At 66.4% G+C, this 15381-nt stretch carries 17 protein-coding genes; 9 read left to right on the plus strand and 8 right to left on the minus strand.

Annotated features, from left to right (window positions below):
- The first annotated feature begins 52 nt into the window (after window positions 1-52).
- Window positions 53-436, plus strand: coding sequence for a hypothetical protein (locus tag EAH75_RS08675; protein WP_140648245.1), 384 nt, complete (start codon window positions 53-55; stop codon window positions 434-436).
- Window positions 437-457: 21 nt separating this feature from the next.
- Here EAH75_RS08675 and EAH75_RS08680 read toward each other — a convergent pair whose 3' ends face one another.
- The 5 genes from EAH75_RS08680 to EAH75_RS08700 all read right to left on the minus strand — a co-directional run bounded on the left by EAH75_RS08680 (window position 458) and on the right by EAH75_RS08700 (window position 5581).
- Window positions 458-1252: a prolyl oligopeptidase family serine peptidase gene (locus EAH75_RS08680; protein ID WP_140648246.1), complete on the minus strand. Its 795-nt coding sequence runs from the start codon at window positions 1250-1252 to the stop codon at window positions 458-460.
- A gap of 83 nt (window positions 1253-1335) precedes the next feature.
- Window positions 1336-2727 (minus strand): cardiolipin synthase, encoded by a 1392-nt coding sequence (gene cls / locus EAH75_RS08685; RefSeq protein ID WP_140805178.1) that lies wholly within the window; start codon window positions 2725-2727, stop codon window positions 1336-1338.
- A 19-nt stretch (window positions 2728-2746) separates the two neighbouring features.
- A complete protein-coding gene (locus EAH75_RS08690) occupies window positions 2747-4129 on the minus strand; it encodes an FAD/NAD(P)-binding protein (RefSeq protein ID WP_140648248.1) in 1383 nt (460 codons plus the stop codon).
- Between the two features lie 29 nt (window positions 4130-4158).
- The gene (locus EAH75_RS08695; RefSeq protein ID WP_140648249.1) at window positions 4159-4737 is read right to left on the minus strand and encodes a cysteine dioxygenase; all 579 of its coding nucleotides are present in this window, start codon (window positions 4735-4737) and stop codon (window positions 4159-4161) included.
- 175 nt (window positions 4738-4912) lie between these two features.
- Complete coding sequence (locus EAH75_RS08700) at window positions 4913-5581, minus strand: energy transducer TonB (RefSeq protein ID WP_140648250.1); 669 nt, start codon at window positions 5579-5581, stop codon at window positions 4913-4915.
- A 312-nt stretch (window positions 5582-5893) separates the two neighbouring features.
- Here EAH75_RS08700 and EAH75_RS08705 point away from each other — a divergent pair, with 312 nt between their 5' ends.
- The 3 genes from EAH75_RS08705 (at window position 5894) to EAH75_RS08715 (ending at window position 7477) form a co-directional block, all read left to right on the plus strand.
- Window positions 5894-6325 carry a hypothetical protein gene (locus tag EAH75_RS08705; RefSeq protein ID WP_428993506.1) on the plus strand — a complete coding sequence of 144 codons (432 nt, stop codon included), beginning with the start codon at window positions 5894-5896 and terminating at the stop codon, window positions 6323-6325.
- Window positions 6326-6434: 109 nt separating this feature from the next.
- Window positions 6435-7103, plus strand: a complete 669-nt coding sequence (trhA, locus tag EAH75_RS08710; protein WP_140805180.1) for a PAQR family membrane homeostasis protein TrhA — start codon at window positions 6435-6437, stop codon at window positions 7101-7103.
- Complete coding sequence (locus EAH75_RS08715; RefSeq protein ID WP_140648253.1) at window positions 7100-7477, plus strand: TfoX/Sxy family protein; 378 nt, start codon at window positions 7100-7102, stop codon at window positions 7475-7477. The genes trhA and EAH75_RS08715 overlap by 4 nt, the downstream gene beginning before the upstream one ends.
- Window positions 7478-7534: 57 nt before the next feature.
- Here the strand turns inward: EAH75_RS08715 and EAH75_RS08720 are convergent, their stop codons facing one another.
- Window positions 7535-9322 (minus strand): DUF885 domain-containing protein, encoded by a 1788-nt coding sequence (locus EAH75_RS08720; RefSeq protein WP_140648254.1) that lies wholly within the window; start codon window positions 9320-9322, stop codon window positions 7535-7537.
- A gap of 93 nt (window positions 9323-9415) precedes the next feature.
- Window positions 9416-9898, minus strand: a complete 483-nt coding sequence (locus tag EAH75_RS08725; RefSeq protein WP_140649540.1) for a DUF456 domain-containing protein — start codon at window positions 9896-9898, stop codon at window positions 9416-9418.
- Between the two features lie 177 nt (window positions 9899-10075).
- Between EAH75_RS08725 and EAH75_RS08730 the strand changes: the two genes are divergently transcribed.
- Window positions 10076-10420 carry a hypothetical protein gene (locus EAH75_RS08730; protein WP_240046094.1) on the plus strand — a complete coding sequence of 115 codons (345 nt, stop codon included), beginning with the start codon at window positions 10076-10078 and terminating at the stop codon, window positions 10418-10420.
- A gap of 8 nt (window positions 10421-10428) precedes the next feature.
- Here the strand turns inward: EAH75_RS08730 and EAH75_RS08735 are convergent, their stop codons facing one another.
- On the minus strand, window positions 10429-11205 hold the full coding sequence (locus EAH75_RS08735) for a ferredoxin--NADP reductase (protein ID WP_140649542.1): 777 nt from the start codon (window positions 11203-11205) through the stop codon (window positions 10429-10431).
- 524 nt (window positions 11206-11729) lie between these two features.
- Here EAH75_RS08735 and EAH75_RS08740 point away from each other — a divergent pair.
- From EAH75_RS08740 to EAH75_RS08755, 4 genes are all read left to right on the plus strand, one after another.
- Entirely contained in the window at window positions 11730-12707 is a 978-nt protein-coding gene (locus tag EAH75_RS08740; RefSeq protein WP_240046095.1) for a sigma 54-interacting transcriptional regulator, read from the plus strand.
- Window positions 12708-12906: 199 nt separating this feature from the next.
- Window positions 12907-13185 (plus strand): hypothetical protein, encoded by a 279-nt coding sequence (locus EAH75_RS08745; RefSeq protein ID WP_240046096.1) that lies wholly within the window; start codon window positions 12907-12909, stop codon window positions 13183-13185.
- 35 nt (window positions 13186-13220) lie between these two features.
- Complete coding sequence (locus EAH75_RS08750) at window positions 13221-14837, plus strand: phage tail sheath family protein (RefSeq protein WP_140648256.1); 1617 nt, start codon at window positions 13221-13223, stop codon at window positions 14835-14837.
- Window positions 14838-14848: 11 nt separating this feature from the next.
- Window positions 14849-15376: a phage tail protein gene (locus EAH75_RS08755; protein ID WP_140648257.1), complete on the plus strand. Its 528-nt coding sequence runs from the start codon at window positions 14849-14851 to the stop codon at window positions 15374-15376.
- Window positions 15377-15381 lie beyond the last annotated feature (5 nt).

Below are 15381 nucleotides of genomic sequence, written 5' to 3' on the forward strand. Positions count from 1 at the left end.
TGGCGGTGCAGGCATAATGGGATGGGCAACGACAGACGGAAGCCGCGGCAACATGCATTACGACCAGAGTTGGATGGGCTACGGCATCGTCGGTGGGTTGGAAGCTGGAGCCATTTCGGTGCTGGCCGGATTGCTGCTGTTCGGCCTGTTCCACTGGCTGGGCCGACGCCATGACTGGAGTTACGGCCCGCAGATCGGCTGGTCGTTCCTGCTGGCGACGGTGCTGACGGCCAGCGGCGATCTGTGGGACCTGTTCTATTTCAACTACGCACGACTGCAGTCGCTGCAGCTGCTCAAGGCCAAGCTGGCGCAGGTGCATGACCCGGATGGCATCGGTACGCGGGTGTTGTGCGAATTGTTGGGCGTGGCGCTGGGTGTCTACATCGGCTGGGTTTTGTGCAGCCGTCGGCGCGGCGACGGACGCGGGTCTGATTGAGGCATCGGCACCGGCCGGCTTTCAACGGGTTGCCGGGGCAGGCGGCAACCGGTGCGCGAACATCCACGGCCATAGTTCAGCGGTGGCATAGGCCGCCTCCCATGAGCCGTGCCCGACACCGGGGAACTCGGTGTAACGGACATCGTCGCCACGCGTCTTGAGGGCAGCGTGCATGCGCTGCGATTCTTCCGGCGGCACCACATCGTCGATGGCGCCGTTGAAGATCCACACCGGCAGTTTGCCGATGTGTGCGGCAACCCAGGCATAGGGATCGGCGACATCGGCAGGAACGCCCTGCACGTGCAACCGGTCGCTATCGTTGGGATGGCGAATGCCGCCGCAGATGATCGCGGCAGCGGCGAACATGCCGGGATGATCCAGCGCGATCTGCCACAAGCCGTAGCCGCCCATCGACAGGCCGGTGAGGTACAGCCGTTGGCGATCGCCGTGGTAAGTCGCGATGCTGGCGTCCAGCGCCTGCAGCGCCATCTGCTCGATTTCGCCGCTCCAGGCGCTGTCTTGCGGTGCCTGCGGAATCACCACAACAGCCCGGAAATCCTTGCCGTGCCGCCTGAGCCACGGCGGCAGGCCCTGGCTGAGCTGGCTCTGGTTGTCGCTGCCGCGCTCGCCGCTGCCGTGCAGGAACAGCACCACCGGCCACGAGCGTTTGGCCGTCCAGCCGTCCGGAACGTATACCTGGTAGCGATACGTCTTGCCGTGCAGGTCGAGCGAGTGCTCGACAAAGCGCGCGGGCGCGCCGGCATGGCTGGCGAGGCTGGCGGTCATCATGAAAAGCAGGGCAGTGAGGTAGCGCATGCGGGGAGAGCCATGGCGGGGTGCTCCAGTTCATGATGATGCGGCGCCGTGGGCAAGCCGCAGCGCAGCATGCGCGACACCACCTACAGCAGCGGATCGAACAGCCGCGCCACGTGCATCGCCACCCGGCGCAGGTACGGCGCGTCGCGGTACTCGCGTTCGTCCACGGCGCGGGCGTGGCTGAAGTCGGCCGTCAGCATCGCCGCCACGTCGGCGGCAAAGGCCCGATCGACGGCCATGGCGGCGACCTCGAAATTGAGCCGGAACGAACGGCTGTCCAGGTTCATGCTGCCGATGGCGGCGGTGTCGCGGTCGATCAGCAGCGCCTTCTGGTGCAGGAAGCCGGGCTGGTAGCGGAACACGCGGATGCCGGCGCGCACTGCGTGATGGGCGTGCATGGTGGAGGCGAGAAACACGGTGCGGTGATCGGGTCGGGCGGGAATCAGCACACGCACATCGACTCCGCGCAGCACCGCCAGCTGCAACGCCGCGCGCACGGCGTGGTCGGGCACGAAGTACGGCGTGCTCAACCACACGCGCTGGCGCGCCGCGTTGATCGCCGCGGTGAAGAACAGCGAGCCGGTTTCCTGCGGATCGGCCGGGCCACTGGCCACGATCAGCGCGCTGGCATCGCCGTCGCCGGGTGGCGGCAGCAGCAGTGGCGGCGCGGCACCGGTGATCCACTGCCAGTCATCGGCGAACAACTGCTGCAGGTCGGCCACCGCCGGTCCCTGCAGTTCCAGCTGGGTATCGCGCCACGGCGCCAGCGGCGGCTTCAGGCCCAGGTATTCGTCACCCACGTTGAGCCCGCCGACGAAGGCACGCGTGCCGTCCACCACCACGATCTTGCGATGGTTGCGAAAATTCAGCTGCAGGCGATTGCGCCAGCGATGCGTGGCGAACCGATGGATTGCCACGCCGCCAGTGCGCAGTGTGGTGACGTAATGCCGCGGCAGCGCGTGGCTGCCGATGCCATCGAACAACACGCACACGCGCACGCCGGCTGCCGCGCGCTCCAGCAATATCTGCTGCAGGCGCCGGCCGAGCGCGTCGTCGTGGATGATGAAGAACTGCACCAGCAGGCAGTACTCGGCCGCAGCCATCGCCGCCAGCATCACGTCGAACGCCGGTTCGCCGTCAATCAGCAAACGCAGCCGGTGGCCGCTGCGGAATGGTCGCCCCTGCAGTGCGCTGATCGCCGCGAAGCGGGCGCAGCCCGGATCGGCCGGCAGTGCGTCCGGGGCTGCGGGCAGGGCGTGCGATGGCTGTATCGGATGGGCGACGCGGTAACCGAGGAAGCGGCTGGAGCCCAGATACAGGTATGGTAGCAGGGTCGCGTAAGGCAGCAACATCAGGCCGAGTGCCCAGCCGATCGCACCCTGCGGCGTACGCGCGTGCATCACCGCATGCATCGCCGCGAACACGCCCAGCAGATGCAGCAGAACGATGCCGGTGGTGAGTGCGCTGGCGGTCATCGCGGGCGCTGCGGACCGGTCAGCCGGTCAGCAATTGATCGGCCAGGTGGCGGGCCTGCTGGCGAATCTCCGGCATCGCGGTGGATTCCCACAAGGTACCGCGCAGCAGACTGCCGATGGCGAAAACATGTGGCCAGTGCGTCGGGGTCTCCTGGGCGCCATCGCGCTGCAGATGGCCGTCCGTATCGGACAGCACGCCGAGACCCAGCGGGTCGGGCGCGATGTGCGCGTTGGTCAGCAGCTGGCTGATCAGCCGATGCTGGGTCCGGCGCACGTCGGTGTTCAGGCCGACGGTCTGGATCACCAGGTCCGCGGTCAGCGTATGCGTCTGGCCGGCCCGGACCAGAGTCAACTGCACGGCGTCGCCGGCGACCTCGACTGACTGCATGCGTCCGCGCTGGCGTTGCAGCCGGCCACCCTGTTCCAGTGCGGTGAGCGCTTCGCGCACCTGCGGCGGCATGCGGTGACGAGCGCGTTCCCACGCCCAGCGCGCATGACGCATGAAGCGCGCGCGCTGTTCCAGCGGCAGTTCGCCCCACAGGCCGGGCAAATGCGGCCGCAGGCTGTCGACGATGGTGCGCCATTCGCTGCCATGCTGCGTGATTGTTTCGCGCAGCAGGCGTAGCCAGTGGCGGATATCCGGCGCGTCGCGCATGGCTTCGATCAGCTCGGCGCTGTCGTCGGCGGGCACGGCAGCTGCGTGCAGATGCGCCTCGGGCAGCAGGCCGTGGCGCGAGATTGCAATGAACGCGGTCTGCGGCCAGCGCGCGGAGAGTTCCAGCAACACGTCGACCGCGGTCAGCCCCAGCCCGATCAGCACCACCTTGCGCGGCGGCTCCGGCCACGCATCGCGATGGGCCAGCAGACGCCACGGATCCACCACGTAGCGACCGCAGTCCAGCGCCGCGGTACTGACCCCCGGTAGCGGCTGCGGCGGCAGCGCACCCAGCGCCAGCACGGCAGCGTCCACACGACGGCTCTCCTCGCCGTGGATCACGGTGACGCCGTCGCGCTCAGGCACCAGCGCATCGACCGCGAACGGAATGATGTTCACGTCATGGCCATGCGCGTTGCCTTGCTGGAGTGCGCGCGCCACTTCCGCCTCGAGGTAGTCGCCGTAACGGCGGCGGGGCAGGAAGTCGGTGCCGGCAATCGCCGGATCGTCACGCTGCACGAAATCCAGAAAGCCGCGTGGCTTGCCGGCGAACATGCTCATCGAAGCCGCCCGCACGTTCAGCAGGTGGCGTTCCGACGCGGTGCCGTAGGCCACCCCGCGTGCGGACGCCTCGCCGCCCGTATACCAGTCCAGATGCAGCGGCTGCGGCGGCTGGCGCTCCAGCATTTCGCTGAGCAGCGTGGCGGCCGCGGCACCGCCGCCGATGATGGCGACCCGTCGAAACATGGAATTCCTTGTATGTAGTGGCGTGTCGATCAGCGGTGCAGACGGCCGGCGATGGCGCTGCGCTGCGGCTGCGCGATCCATCGTCCGGCCGGTTCCGCCTGCTCGTAGGCGAAATACCGTGCCAGATCGCCACCATAGACGTGAAGCGTCAACGCCGTATCGTAGCGGGACAGGTTGCGGCAACGATGCGCATGGTTCTGATCGCCCTCGAACCAGGTACCGTCGCCCGGTCCGAGCCAGTCGCGGCCGCGCATGCGCAGGTCGCCCGAGACGGGGTCGCGTGCATACGACTGTACTTCCAGCGCGCCATGCAAGGTCATTTCCAGGCCCCACAATCCCGCATGGTCGTGCACCGGGGTGAGGTGGTTCGGCGGCCACGCCATCACCAGCACGCTGATCGATGGCATGCTGCGTTCGGCCAGCAGCCAACGCTCGAGGCCACGCTGGCGCGTACGCAAAGCGGCAAGTCGCACGGCCAGTGCAGCCCCGTCCTGATGTACCACACGGCCGAGTTCGCGCGCCATCGAGGCGAGATCGGGTTGCCCGGCAGTGGCATGCTCGAGCGCGATCGCGCTCAGGGTTTTCAGGGTGTTCGGATGCTTGCCCATGCATGAAACCTGGCAGGGTGAATGGGCGTCAGTGGAGCATGCGTATCGTTAAAGACGCGTAAGCCGCCGGCGCTGCAAGCCCCCTCGGCGCGTGCGATCGCGTGCGATCGCGCCGTCACGCCGGCAGGGGGCAATCGTTGCCGCCGAACGCCCGGCCGGAGTGGCCGTGAACGGCTTACTCGCGCAGGTCGAAATTCACCGGCACCCGGGCCCAGGCGCGCACCGCGCGCCCGTTCACCATGGCCGGCTGGAAGCGCCAGCCCGCCAGCACCTGATCGCGCGCGCTGCGGTCGAGCAGGGCATAGCCACTGCCATGCTCCACCGTCACTTCCACGGGTTTGCCGGTTTCATCCACCAGCACCCGCAACAGCACGCTGCCATGCATGCGCTGGCGCAGGGCCACGCTGGGAAAATGCAGCGGTGCCGAGCGATAGGCAAGGCTGGCCTCCACCGGAACTGTCTCCGTCGCCGTGCCCGGCATGGCGTTGTCGGGCAGCACGGTCGGATCGCTGACCGGCGATGCGGCGAGGCGGCCCTCGGTGCTGGGCACCACTGCCGGCGGGCTGAATGGCACCGGTCGCAGGCGGGCTTGCGGCAGCGTGGGTGGATGCGGCAACGGTTTCAGTTCGATCGCTGGCGGTGGCGGCAGCACCGCCGGCGGAGTGATCAGGCGAATCTGCTGGATCGCGGCGGGCTGGTGAATCAGTGCGAGCTGCGCCGGAGTGATCGGCCGCGAGGCGATCACGAGAACGGCAAGGTTGAGTGCAATCGCTGCGCTGATGGCGGCGATGCGTGCACTGTCGGGGTGGGTACGATGAGCAACGGCCAGGCTTGCGGACGACATGGGCGACCTCCTGACAACGATGGGGTTGTGGCGGCAGTCGCGCTGCGTGAGCAGGGGGATCGCGCTGTCGCGATTGCAGCGTATGCCTGTATGGCACGATCGCGCAAGCGGACGGCTGGACGGCCATTTGTGCGGCGATGACACCGGCGCGTGATGGCTTGCGCACGGCAGCAGGGACACGCAGCCGCGACAGCGGTCGGGCGCGGGTCCCCGGCAACAAGAGATTTCACGCAGGCATCGCCCACGGCAGGGTAGTCCTGCAACAATCAGTGATCGGCGGTGAGCCGGGCAGGATGGGAGAACGGCATGAGTCTGATCAAATGGGCGGGCGTGGTGGGATTGGCGTGTGGCTGGCTGCTGCTGGGCACGCCGGCACGGGCCGGCGACCTTTCCTGCAAGATGAGTTTCCAGCTGTCCGGCTGGTCGGTGTTCTACAAGACCGCCAGCGGCAGCGGCACAGTTCGCTGCAGCAACGGCCAGAGCCTGCACGTGAAGTTGCGCGCCAAGGGCGGCGGCCTGACGTTTGGCAAGACGAAGATCACCGACGGCATCGGCAAGTTCAGCGGGATCAGCAACGTGCGCGACGTGCTGGGCCACTACGCCAACGCGGAAGCGCACGCTGGTGCCGAGGACAAGGCTGCCGACGCGCAGGTGCTGACCAAGGGCAATGTGTCGCTGGCGCTCAGCGGCAAGGGCAGCGGCTGGAATCTCGGCGTGGCGTTCGGCGCGTTCATCATCGAATAGTGCAGCGGTTGGCGCGCGGCCGGGATGCCGTGAGTGCAACAGACAGGCGCCGCAGCGCCCACCACGTTACGGCGCTGCGCGGCGCCTGCGATCATGCCAGGAGCGATCCATGTCCACCCCATCCCACGCGGTGATCCCGCGCTACCGTTTCGGCGACGAGTTGGCCAGCAGCGTCATCCATGGCGTCGGCATCGCGCTGAGCATTGCCGGGCTGGCTGTGCTGGTGGCGTTCGCCGCCCTGCACGGCAATGCGCTCACCGTGGTGGCTTGCGCGGTGTTCGGTACCTCGCTGGTGCTGCTGTACACCGCCTCCACCCTGTACCACTCGATCTCCGTGGCGTCGGCCAAGCCGGCGTTGCGTGCGCTCGACCACATCGCGATCTATGTGTTGATCGCCGGCACCTATACGCCGTTCACCCTGATCGCACTGCCGGGCGCCTGGGGCTGGAGCCTGTTTGTGGCGGTGTGGACACTGGCACTGGTCGGCAGCGCGCTGGAGCTTGGCCTGCGCAAGCGCTACCACAAGCTGGCCGTACTGCTGTACGTGGGCATGGGGTGGATCGGCATGGTCGCGTTCGAGCCGCTCAGCAAACATCTGCAGACCGGTGGCACGGTATTGCTGATCGGCGGCGGTCTGGCCTATACGCTGGGCGTGCCGTTCTATCTGTGGCGGCGGCTCCCGTATCACCATGCGCTGTGGCATGTGTTCGTGCTGACCGGCAGCGTGCTGCATTTCCTCGCCGTGCTGTTGTATGTGATTCCCGACGCGCCGGCATGAGCGTGCCGACGACACTCGACGTCATGCGCGGCGAGCTTGAGGATGCGGCTGCGCATCTGGGCAAGCTGCACGATCTGCGCATCAAGCCGATGTTCGGCGGCCTGATGGCCTGGCTCGATGAAAAGCCGTGCGCATGGCTGACGCCCGCTGGACTGGCCCTGAAGCTGGCGCCCGCCGATCAACCGGCCTTGCTGCAGCTGGCGGGGGCATCGCGGCTGATCGCCAAGCCGGGTGCGGCGCCGAGCCGGCACTACATCGTGCTGCCCGCACCGCTGAGCCGCGATACCGTGCAACTCGCGGGTTGGCTGGCGAAGAGCGCGCGAGCGGCGGCGAGCTCGCGACCCGCCGCGTCATCGCCGCGGCGGCATCGCTGACGCCGCGCCGGCATGCGGGTGGCGAGGGCCGCACGACCATCACCGCGCGGTGATCGATCAGGGTTTGCGCCGGGCTGGCACGAATTGGGTGCGCACCGCTTCGGCAAGCTGTTCCGGTGGCAGCAGGCCCTGGCCGATCACGAAATCGTTGAATGCCATCCGGTCGAATGCCGGCCCCAGTGCCTGTTCGGTTTGCAGGCGCAGTTGCTGCAGGCGCATGTAGCCGTAGAAATAGGCGGTGGCCTGGCCGGGCGATTCGAACGTGTAGCGATTGATCTCCTGCCGCGCCAGCGCCTCGGACAAGCCGACGTCATGAACCAGCACGTCGTGCGCGCGTTCGGGCGTGATCAGGCCCAGGTTGAGCATCGGGTCGAGCCAGGCGCGCGCCGCGCGCATCAACCGATTCTGCAGCGCGATGAACTGACCCGCCGACGGTTCGTACGGCAGCATTTCCGATTCGGCATATAGCGCCCAGCCTTCCACGTTGACGCTGTTGAACGCGAACAGGCTGCGCGCCAGCGACACGCCGCGCTCGACCATCGCGGCGAACTGCAGTTCGTGCCCCGGCCGGCCCTCGTGCGCGGTGAGCGTCCACGCGGCCGCCTTGAAGGTGAAATCGTCGTAGGCCTGGCTTTTGTCATCCGACTTCCCGTCGGTGCTCGTGCCGGGATTGCCCATGGTCAGCACGAAGGTGCCCTGCTCGCCGTGGTTGTTCACGAACGGTGGCGGGTCCATGTGCGGCGCCGGCACCTGCGCCGCCTCTGCCTCCGAGGCCAGGCGCATCTGCATCTTGCGCTGCGGCAGGGTGACGATGTGTTCGCGCCGGATGATCTGCTCGATGCGTCCGAGCACCTCGTGATACCACGGCACCACCTGATCCTTGCCCAGTTGCTGTTTCTTCAGCGCCTTCAACACGTCGCGATAATCGACGGCGTCGATGCCTTCGGCCTTCGCCACGGTCGGAGCCAGCACCTGCAGCATGCCGCGCAGCTCGACGAACTCCAGTTGCGCCTGCTGGATCAGTTGCTGCGGTGGAATGTCGATGCCGACCTGCTTGAGGTTGTAGGCGTAGAGCGGTTCGGGCAGGCGGAAATCGGTACGGGCGCGCGGCAGCACGGTACTGCGCACCCAGCTGTCGTACGCCTGCAGCTGCGCGTCGAGCGCATCCAGCGCGGCCTTGCCGTCGGCATCGTCCAGCTTGTATTTGGCGAACAACTGGCGGATGCCGTCGACGTAACGCCGGGTGTTGGCCAGCTTCTGTTCCACCTCGCCCTTGTAGGGGCCGAGCAACGCCTTGTCGCCGAGCCGGGCGATGGTCTGCGCCTTGGCCAGGTCGGTGATGGGCGTGCAGCCCGGCGCCTTGCCGACGTAGCACTGCAGCCGCTTCAGCGCGGAGGGACGGCGCGCGGCGGCGACGTCATCTTTCAGCAGTCCAAACTCGCCGCTGAAAATCAGCTGGCCGACGTCGTTGTAGGGCAGCAGGTATTTCCGGTTGAGATCGATGCCCTCGATCTGTTCGTCAGCAGCCTTGACCAGGATCTGCAGGTCCTGCCGGACATTGATGTCTTTCTCCGCGGCCAGCAGTGCCTGCAGCTTCGCCTTCGCGGCGACCAGTGCGGCGCGCGAGCGTTCGTCCACACCCGGCTTGAGATCGGCCACCTTGTCGTCGTAACCGGTCACACCCAGTTGCGAGGCGGATTCGGGGCTGAAGCGCACGATCTCGTCGAGCAGGATCTTCGAATCGGCGTCGCTGCGTGCGATCCATGCGGGTGGTGCGGTCTGCGCACGCGCTGCACCGGCAGCGACAAGCGTGGCGGCGAAGGCGACAACGAGGCGTCTGGACATGAGGTGATGGCTCCCTTGGATGGGTCACCCTAAATGGCTGTCGCCATGCGCGCCATGTGCCGAAGGTCGGGGCAAAACAAGTTCACGCCGCACCTAGCCGAACAGCATCGCCAGCCCGAACAGCCCCACCATCACGAACGAGAGCACCAGCTTGATCAGTGTGCCGAACAGCAGGCCGAGCCAGGTGCCGATGCCTACATGCGCCGATCTCAGCACGCTGGTGCCGGACGCCAGCTCGCCGGCGAGCGCGCCCACGAACGGGCCGAACAGCAGGCCTGGGATACCGAAGAACATCCCGACCAGGGTGCCCAGGCTGGCGCCCCACAGGGCCAGCTTGCTGGCTCCCACGCGTCTGGCGCCGAGCGTGCCGGCAATGAAATCCACGATTACCCCGACGCCGCCCAGCGCACCGATGATCAACAGCCACCACAGGCCCAGGTGCTGATAATCGTCCAGCGCCGCCACCAGCCAGATGCCGCCGAACAGCATCGGTATCCCCGGCAGCGCCGGCAGCACGGAGCCGGCCAGGCCGCCGACGATCAACAGCGTGGCGAGCACATACAACGCGATATCCAGCATGCAGATCCGCCAGTGTGGTCAGGCGGCGGTACGCCGCGGATCGCACAACCATAACCGGTTGGGACGCTATGACGGGCAATGGTGCGCCGTTCGCGTCCACCGGAATCCCGTGGACTGCCCAACCCATCCTGCTCAAGGCCGACGAACTGGGCCGCATCGAGATCATTGAACGCGATGGCCTGCGCATCATCCGTCGCGACATCGCGGCCGCCACACTGGTGGACCCGCCCGTTTGCCCGCTGCGCGGCGGCGCGCGAGGCGCGCGCGTTGATCGGGCTGGCGGGTATCGGTGGTGTGCCTGCGTTGCTGGCATGGAACGGCCGCGAACTGCTGCGCAGCTACATCGCCGGTGCGCCGATGCAGCAGGCGCAACCGCGACATCGCAGCTGTTACCGCGACGCGCTTCGGCTGCTGACGCGGCTGCACCGGCGCGCCACCGGCAAGCGGCTGTACAAGCTGATCGCGCGGCGCGTGTTCGGCTACCGGGACAACGAAGGGCAAGGCCGCGTGCGCGACTGAGCCGCGGCTCACTTCTCGACGAAGGCGCGCTCGATCACGTAGTCGCCCGGCTCGCGCGTGCGTGGCGAGGGCTGGAAGCCGCGGCCTTCGAGCAGGCCGCACAGGTCGTCCAGCATCGCCGGGCTGCCGCACAGCATCACGCGGTCGGTTTGCGGATTCAGTGGCGGCAGGCCGATCGCCTCGCTCATCACGCCGTCGACGATGGCGTCGGTGATGCGCCCGCGATGTCGAAACGTTTCGCGCGTGACCGTGGGGTAGTAGATCAGTTTCTCGCGCACCAGTTCGCCGAGGTATTCATGTTGCGGCAGCTCATGTTCCAGATAGTGCGAGTAGGCGAGGTCGTCGATGTGGCGCACGCCGTGGGCCAGCACGATCTTGTCGAAGCGCTCGTAGGCTTCCGGATCGCGCACGATGCTGAGGAACGGCGCCAGGCCGGTGCCAGTGCCAAGCAGGTAGAGATGCCGGCCGGGCTTCAGGTCGTTCAGCACCAGCGTGCCGGTGGGTTTGCGGCTGACCACCAGCGGGTCGCCCGGTTTGAGGTGCTGCAGCTGCGAGGTGAGCGGACCGTTGGCAACCTTGATGGAGAAGAATTCCAGATGCTCTTCCCAGCTGGCGCTGGCGATGGAATACGCGCGCATCAGCGGACGGCCGTCCGTTTCCAGCCCGATCATCACGAACTGCCCGCTGTCGAAGCGGAAGCCGGGATCGCGCGTGGTGCGAAAACTGAAGAGGGTGTCGTTCCAGTGCTGCACGTCGATCACGTGCTCGGTTGCCATTGCCACCATGGTGGGTTTGTCTCGTCTTGTTGCCGCGTAGTGTCGGGAAGGTTGCATGCTCGGCCATCCGGCAGACCGGGGGCGAGACTTGCCGGGAAGGCGGTGTTGCCGCGGCGCCTGGCGGACGCCGGGACAGCCGCGGCGGCAGCTGCCAAGGATACGCGAGCGGGCGTGAATGCGCCCATGCCAACCAGGGCAATGGACCGGCGGGATCCGGCGGAGGATAGTCAGCGAAACCCGATGCGTTGCACAGGGTGAACGGCAGTATCCGATTCTGCGATCGGCGGCCGTTCAGCTGTGGGAGCCGGTGATGTACTACTCAGGAGCTGGGCGAAGTACTACAACGAGAAGATCCCATGTATTACGCATGGAACATTCTTGAACTACAGCGTTGAAGTTGCGCATACTCCATCGTTGCTCCGATTTGGTGCGTCACGGCCAGGTCGGGAGGGATACCAGGGGGATTCCGTTGCACGCCCGTAATGGCGTGCCAGGTTTCTTGATGGTGACTTCGGGGACGGATGATGCCGGTGATGCTCGGCCAATCCCAGGCAATCCAGTCAGTGCGTACGCAATTGCAGCGCTACGCCGGCTGCGACGTGCAGGTGCTGATCGAGGGCGAGACCGGTACCGGCAAGGAACTGGCGGCCCGCGAAATCCATTACGCCAGCGCGCGCCGCGACCACCCGTTCGTTCCGGTCAATTGCGGTGCGATCCCCGACAGCCTGATCGAGAACGAGCTGTTCGGCCATGATCGTGGTGCGTTCACCGACGCCAAGGGTGCACAACCCGGACTGATCGATCACGCGCGCGGCGGCACGCTGTTCCTTGATGAAGTCGACGCGCTCTCCGACAAGGGCCAGGTGACCCTGCTGCGCTTCCTGCAGGACAACGAATACCGGCCGGTGGGCGGCGGTGCCGCACGCGTGTCGGATGCGCGGATCATCGCCGCCACCAACGCGAACCTGGAGCAGCAGGTGGCGGCCGGACGCTTCCGCCGCGACCTGCAATACCGACTCAACGCGCTGTACCTGCGGCTGCCGCCGTTGCGCGAGCGCGGTGACGACGTGGTCCTGCTGGCGGGACATTTCATCCATGCCGTCGCAGTGCGGCTGCGTGGTCCGGACAAAACCTGGGGCGAAGACGCCATGCAGGCGCTTGCCGCGTATGCATGGCCAGGCAATGTGCGCGAGCTGGACAATGTCGCGCTGCGTGCCTACATGTGTGCCGAGACCGCCGTGATTGGCCTCGCCGAGCTGGTGGCGGCGGAGCCGGCGTTTGCCGGGACGAGGTCGGCCCCGAGGCGCCGCGCGAATGAGCCATCGCTCGGTTTCAGCGCGGCCAAGACACATGCCATCCGCAAGTTCGAGCACGACTACCTTACCCACCTGATGCAGGAGGCCTGCGGCAACATCAGTGCCGCCGCCCGCCTGTCCGGTACCGAGCGCCGCCAGCTCGGCAAGCTGCTGCTGAAGCATGGCATCGGCACGAAGCAGTTCCGTCCGCACTGATTCCGTTGCGCGCGACCTGTATCTGCGGGTGTCTCCGGGCCGGGTGCAATCTTCCCCACTGCGCCGACAAAGCGGGTCAACGCTGACCCGCGCGCTTCGGCGCCGGGCATGTGAATCCCAAGCCGCAGGCCATTTCGTGGATTTCCGGATATGGCATGCATGTTGCCTCGACCCTCACGCATGTGTGCGGAAGAGTGCCATGACGAAACACCTGGGCAAAGGCGCGGCAAGCGGGAGCGAGGTGGAGGTCGAGCACTCTGTGCTTGCGTATCTGCATGGCCACCCACAAGCCGCGGATACCCTTCGCGGCATCGTCAACTGGTGGCTGCCGCAGCAGCGTTATGAAAACGGGTGCCAGCACATTGAGCACGTATTGGGCCGACTAGTTGCGGAAGGATTGCTGCATTGCGACCAGTTGCCCGATGGCGAAGTGCTGTACGCGCTGAACAAGCACACGAGGTCGCCGCAGCCGCATTGACTGTGACGCGGGTTTTCACGAGGGAGGACAGACTCATGCCAGCTGCGCTCACATATCCGGGCGTCTATATCGAGGAAATTCCCAGCGGTGTCCGCACCATTACCGGGGTGGCGACGTCGATCACTGCCTTTATCGGCCGTGCTGCCTGCGGACCGACCGACGCCGACGCCGAGAGTCCGGTGATCATCGGCAGCTACGGTGACTTCGAGCGCAATTTCGGCAAGCTCGACCCGGCCTATCCGATGGGCTATGCCGTGCGCGACTTCTACCTCAACGGCGGCAGTCAGGCGGCGGTCGTCCGTCTGTACAAGGCGAGTGGAAACCCGGCGGCGGCAGCCAAGGCCGCGATCAAGATCGCGAACCTGCCGCTCGAGGCCGCGTCTGCCGGCAGCTGGGGCAACCAGTTGCGTGCACGCATCGACACCAACGTGTCGGCGGATATCGCTGCGCGTTACGGACTTGCCACCACCGACCTGTTCAACCTGATCGTGCGTGACATGGGCAGCGGCAGGCAGGAAAGCTTCAGCAACCTCACCGTGAAAGAGAGTCCTCGCCGTGTCGATCGCGTGCTGAAGGCCGGCTCGTCGCTGGCACGCGCCGCCGCATCACTGGTGTTGCCGGCAACGGTCATACCCGCCGCACATCTCGATCCGGACAGCGGAAAAACCGTGTGGGATCAGGACAAGTCTTCCACCGGTGTCGCCGCCGCCGATCAGGCGGCCGACAGCGCGGCGCTGGACGATGCGGCTTACCTGGGTGATCCGGACGCCAAGACCGGCATCTATGCTCTGAAGAAGACCGATTTGTTCAACCTGCTGTGCATTCCGCCGGATGTGCGCGAAGGCAATACGTCCGTTCTGGTGTACCAGAGTGCGATGGCGTTCTGCGTTGATCGCCGCGCCCTGCTGCTCGTCGACGCGCCGGCGGAGTGGAGCAGCGCCGGCGCGATCACCCAGAGCAACAACGCGGCGCTGACCGGGCTCGGGCTCAACGGTGATGCCGCGCGCAACGCCGCGCTGTATTTCCCGCGGGTGATCGAATCCGATCCGACCCGGCAAGGCCAGCTCGACACCTTCGTGCCCTGTGGCATCGTTGCCGGCGTGATGGCTCGCACCGATACGCAGCGCGGCGTGTGGAAAGCGCCTGCCGGCCAGGATGCTGCACTGAACGGCGTACAGGGTCTGGCCACCACACTCACCGATGCCGAGAACGGCATGCTCAATCCGCTCGGCGTCAATTGCCTGCGCAGCTTCCCGCTGGTCGGGCCGGTGGTGTGGGGTTCACGCACGCTGCGCGGCGCCGACCTGCTGGCCGATGAATACAAATACGTGCCGGTGCGCAGGCTCGCGCTGTACATCGAGGAGAGCCTGTTCCGCGGCACCCAGTGGGTGGTGTTCGAGCCGAACGACGAGCCGCTGTGGTCGCAGATCCGCCTCAACGTCGGCGCGTTCATGCAGAACCTGTTCCGCCAGGGCGCATTCCAGGGCAAGACGCCGAACGACGCCTACTTCGTCAAGTGCGACAAGGAAACCACCACGCAGAACGACATCAACCTGGGCATCGTCAACATCGTGGTCGGATTCGCGCCGCTCAAGCCCGCCGAGTTCGTGGTCATCCAGCTGCAGCAGATGGCCGGCCAGATCCAGACCTGAGGACTTTCGTCATGGCTCAATTCAGCGTCAATGCGCAGCGTTTCGATCCCTACAAGAACTTCAAGTTCCGGGTGAAATGGGATGGCCGCTACGTGGCCGGCGTCAGCAAGGTGTCCGGCCTCAAGCGCACCACCGAGGTGGTCAAGCATCGCGAAGGCGGCGACCCCAGCAGCACGCGCAAATCGCCCGGCCGCACCGAGTACGAAGCGATCACCATCGAACGCGGGGTCACCCACGACAGCGAGTTCGAAAAGTGGGCGAACAAGGTGTGGAACTTCGGTGCCGGACTCGGTGCGGAGGTCTCGCTGAAGGACTTCCGCAAGGACCTGATCCTCGAGGTCTACAACGAGGCCGGCCAGCTCGCACTTGCGTACAAGCTGTACCGCTGCTGGGTCTCGGAGTTCCAGGCGATGCCGGATCTGGATGCCAACGCGAATGCGGTGGCGATCCAGCACCTGAAGCTCGAGAACGAGGGCTGGGAGCGCGACGTCAGCGTGCCGGAGCCGAGCGAGCCGAGCTTCACCGTGCCCGCCGGCTGAGTGCC

The sequence above is a fragment of the Rhodanobacter glycinis genome (assembly GCF_006438785.1).
In the GTDB taxonomy this organism is placed as follows: Bacteria; Pseudomonadota; Gammaproteobacteria; order Xanthomonadales; family Rhodanobacteraceae; genus Rhodanobacter; species Rhodanobacter glycinis_A.

What these genes read in the sequence shown, in the direction of transcription:
- EAH75_RS08675 (WP_140648245.1), top strand. Translation starts at nt 53, where the DNA reads ATGCATTACGACCAGAGTTGGATGGGCTACGGCATCGTCGGTGGGTTG.
- EAH75_RS08680 (WP_140648246.1), bottom strand. Translation starts at nt 1,252, where the DNA reads ATGCGCTACCTCACTGCCCTGCTTTTCATGATGACCGCCAGCCTCGCC.
- cls (WP_140805178.1), bottom strand. Translation starts at nt 2,727, where the DNA reads ATGACCGCCAGCGCACTCACCACCGGCATCGTTCTGCTGCATCTGCTG.
- EAH75_RS08690 (WP_140648248.1), bottom strand. Translation starts at nt 4,129, where the DNA reads ATGTTTCGACGGGTCGCCATCATCGGCGGCGGTGCCGCGGCCGCCACG.
- EAH75_RS08695 (WP_140648249.1), bottom strand. Translation starts at nt 4,737, where the DNA reads ATGGGCAAGCATCCGAACACCCTGAAAACCCTGAGCGCGATCGCGCTC.
- EAH75_RS08700 (WP_140648250.1), bottom strand. Translation starts at nt 5,581, where the DNA reads ATGTCGTCCGCAAGCCTGGCCGTTGCTCATCGTACCCACCCCGACAGT.
- trhA (WP_140805180.1), top strand. Translation starts at nt 6,435, where the DNA reads ATGTCCACCCCATCCCACGCGGTGATCCCGCGCTACCGTTTCGGCGAC.
- EAH75_RS08715 (WP_140648253.1), top strand. Translation starts at nt 7,100, where the DNA reads ATGAGCGTGCCGACGACACTCGACGTCATGCGCGGCGAGCTTGAGGAT.
- EAH75_RS08720 (WP_140648254.1), bottom strand. Translation starts at nt 9,322, where the DNA reads ATGTCCAGACGCCTCGTTGTCGCCTTCGCCGCCACGCTTGTCGCTGCC.
- EAH75_RS08730 (WP_240046094.1), top strand. Translation starts at nt 10,076, where the DNA reads ATGGCCTGCGCATCATCCGTCGCGACATCGCGGCCGCCACACTGGTGG.
- EAH75_RS08735 (WP_140649542.1), bottom strand. Translation starts at nt 11,205, where the DNA reads ATGGTGGCAATGGCAACCGAGCACGTGATCGACGTGCAGCACTGGAAC.
- EAH75_RS08740 (WP_240046095.1), top strand. Translation starts at nt 11,730, where the DNA reads ATGCTCGGCCAATCCCAGGCAATCCAGTCAGTGCGTACGCAATTGCAG.
- EAH75_RS08745 (WP_240046096.1), top strand. Translation starts at nt 12,907, where the DNA reads ATGACGAAACACCTGGGCAAAGGCGCGGCAAGCGGGAGCGAGGTGGAG.
- EAH75_RS08750 (WP_140648256.1), top strand. Translation starts at nt 13,221, where the DNA reads ATGCCAGCTGCGCTCACATATCCGGGCGTCTATATCGAGGAAATTCCC.
- EAH75_RS08755 (WP_140648257.1), top strand. Translation starts at nt 14,849, where the DNA reads ATGGCTCAATTCAGCGTCAATGCGCAGCGTTTCGATCCCTACAAGAAC.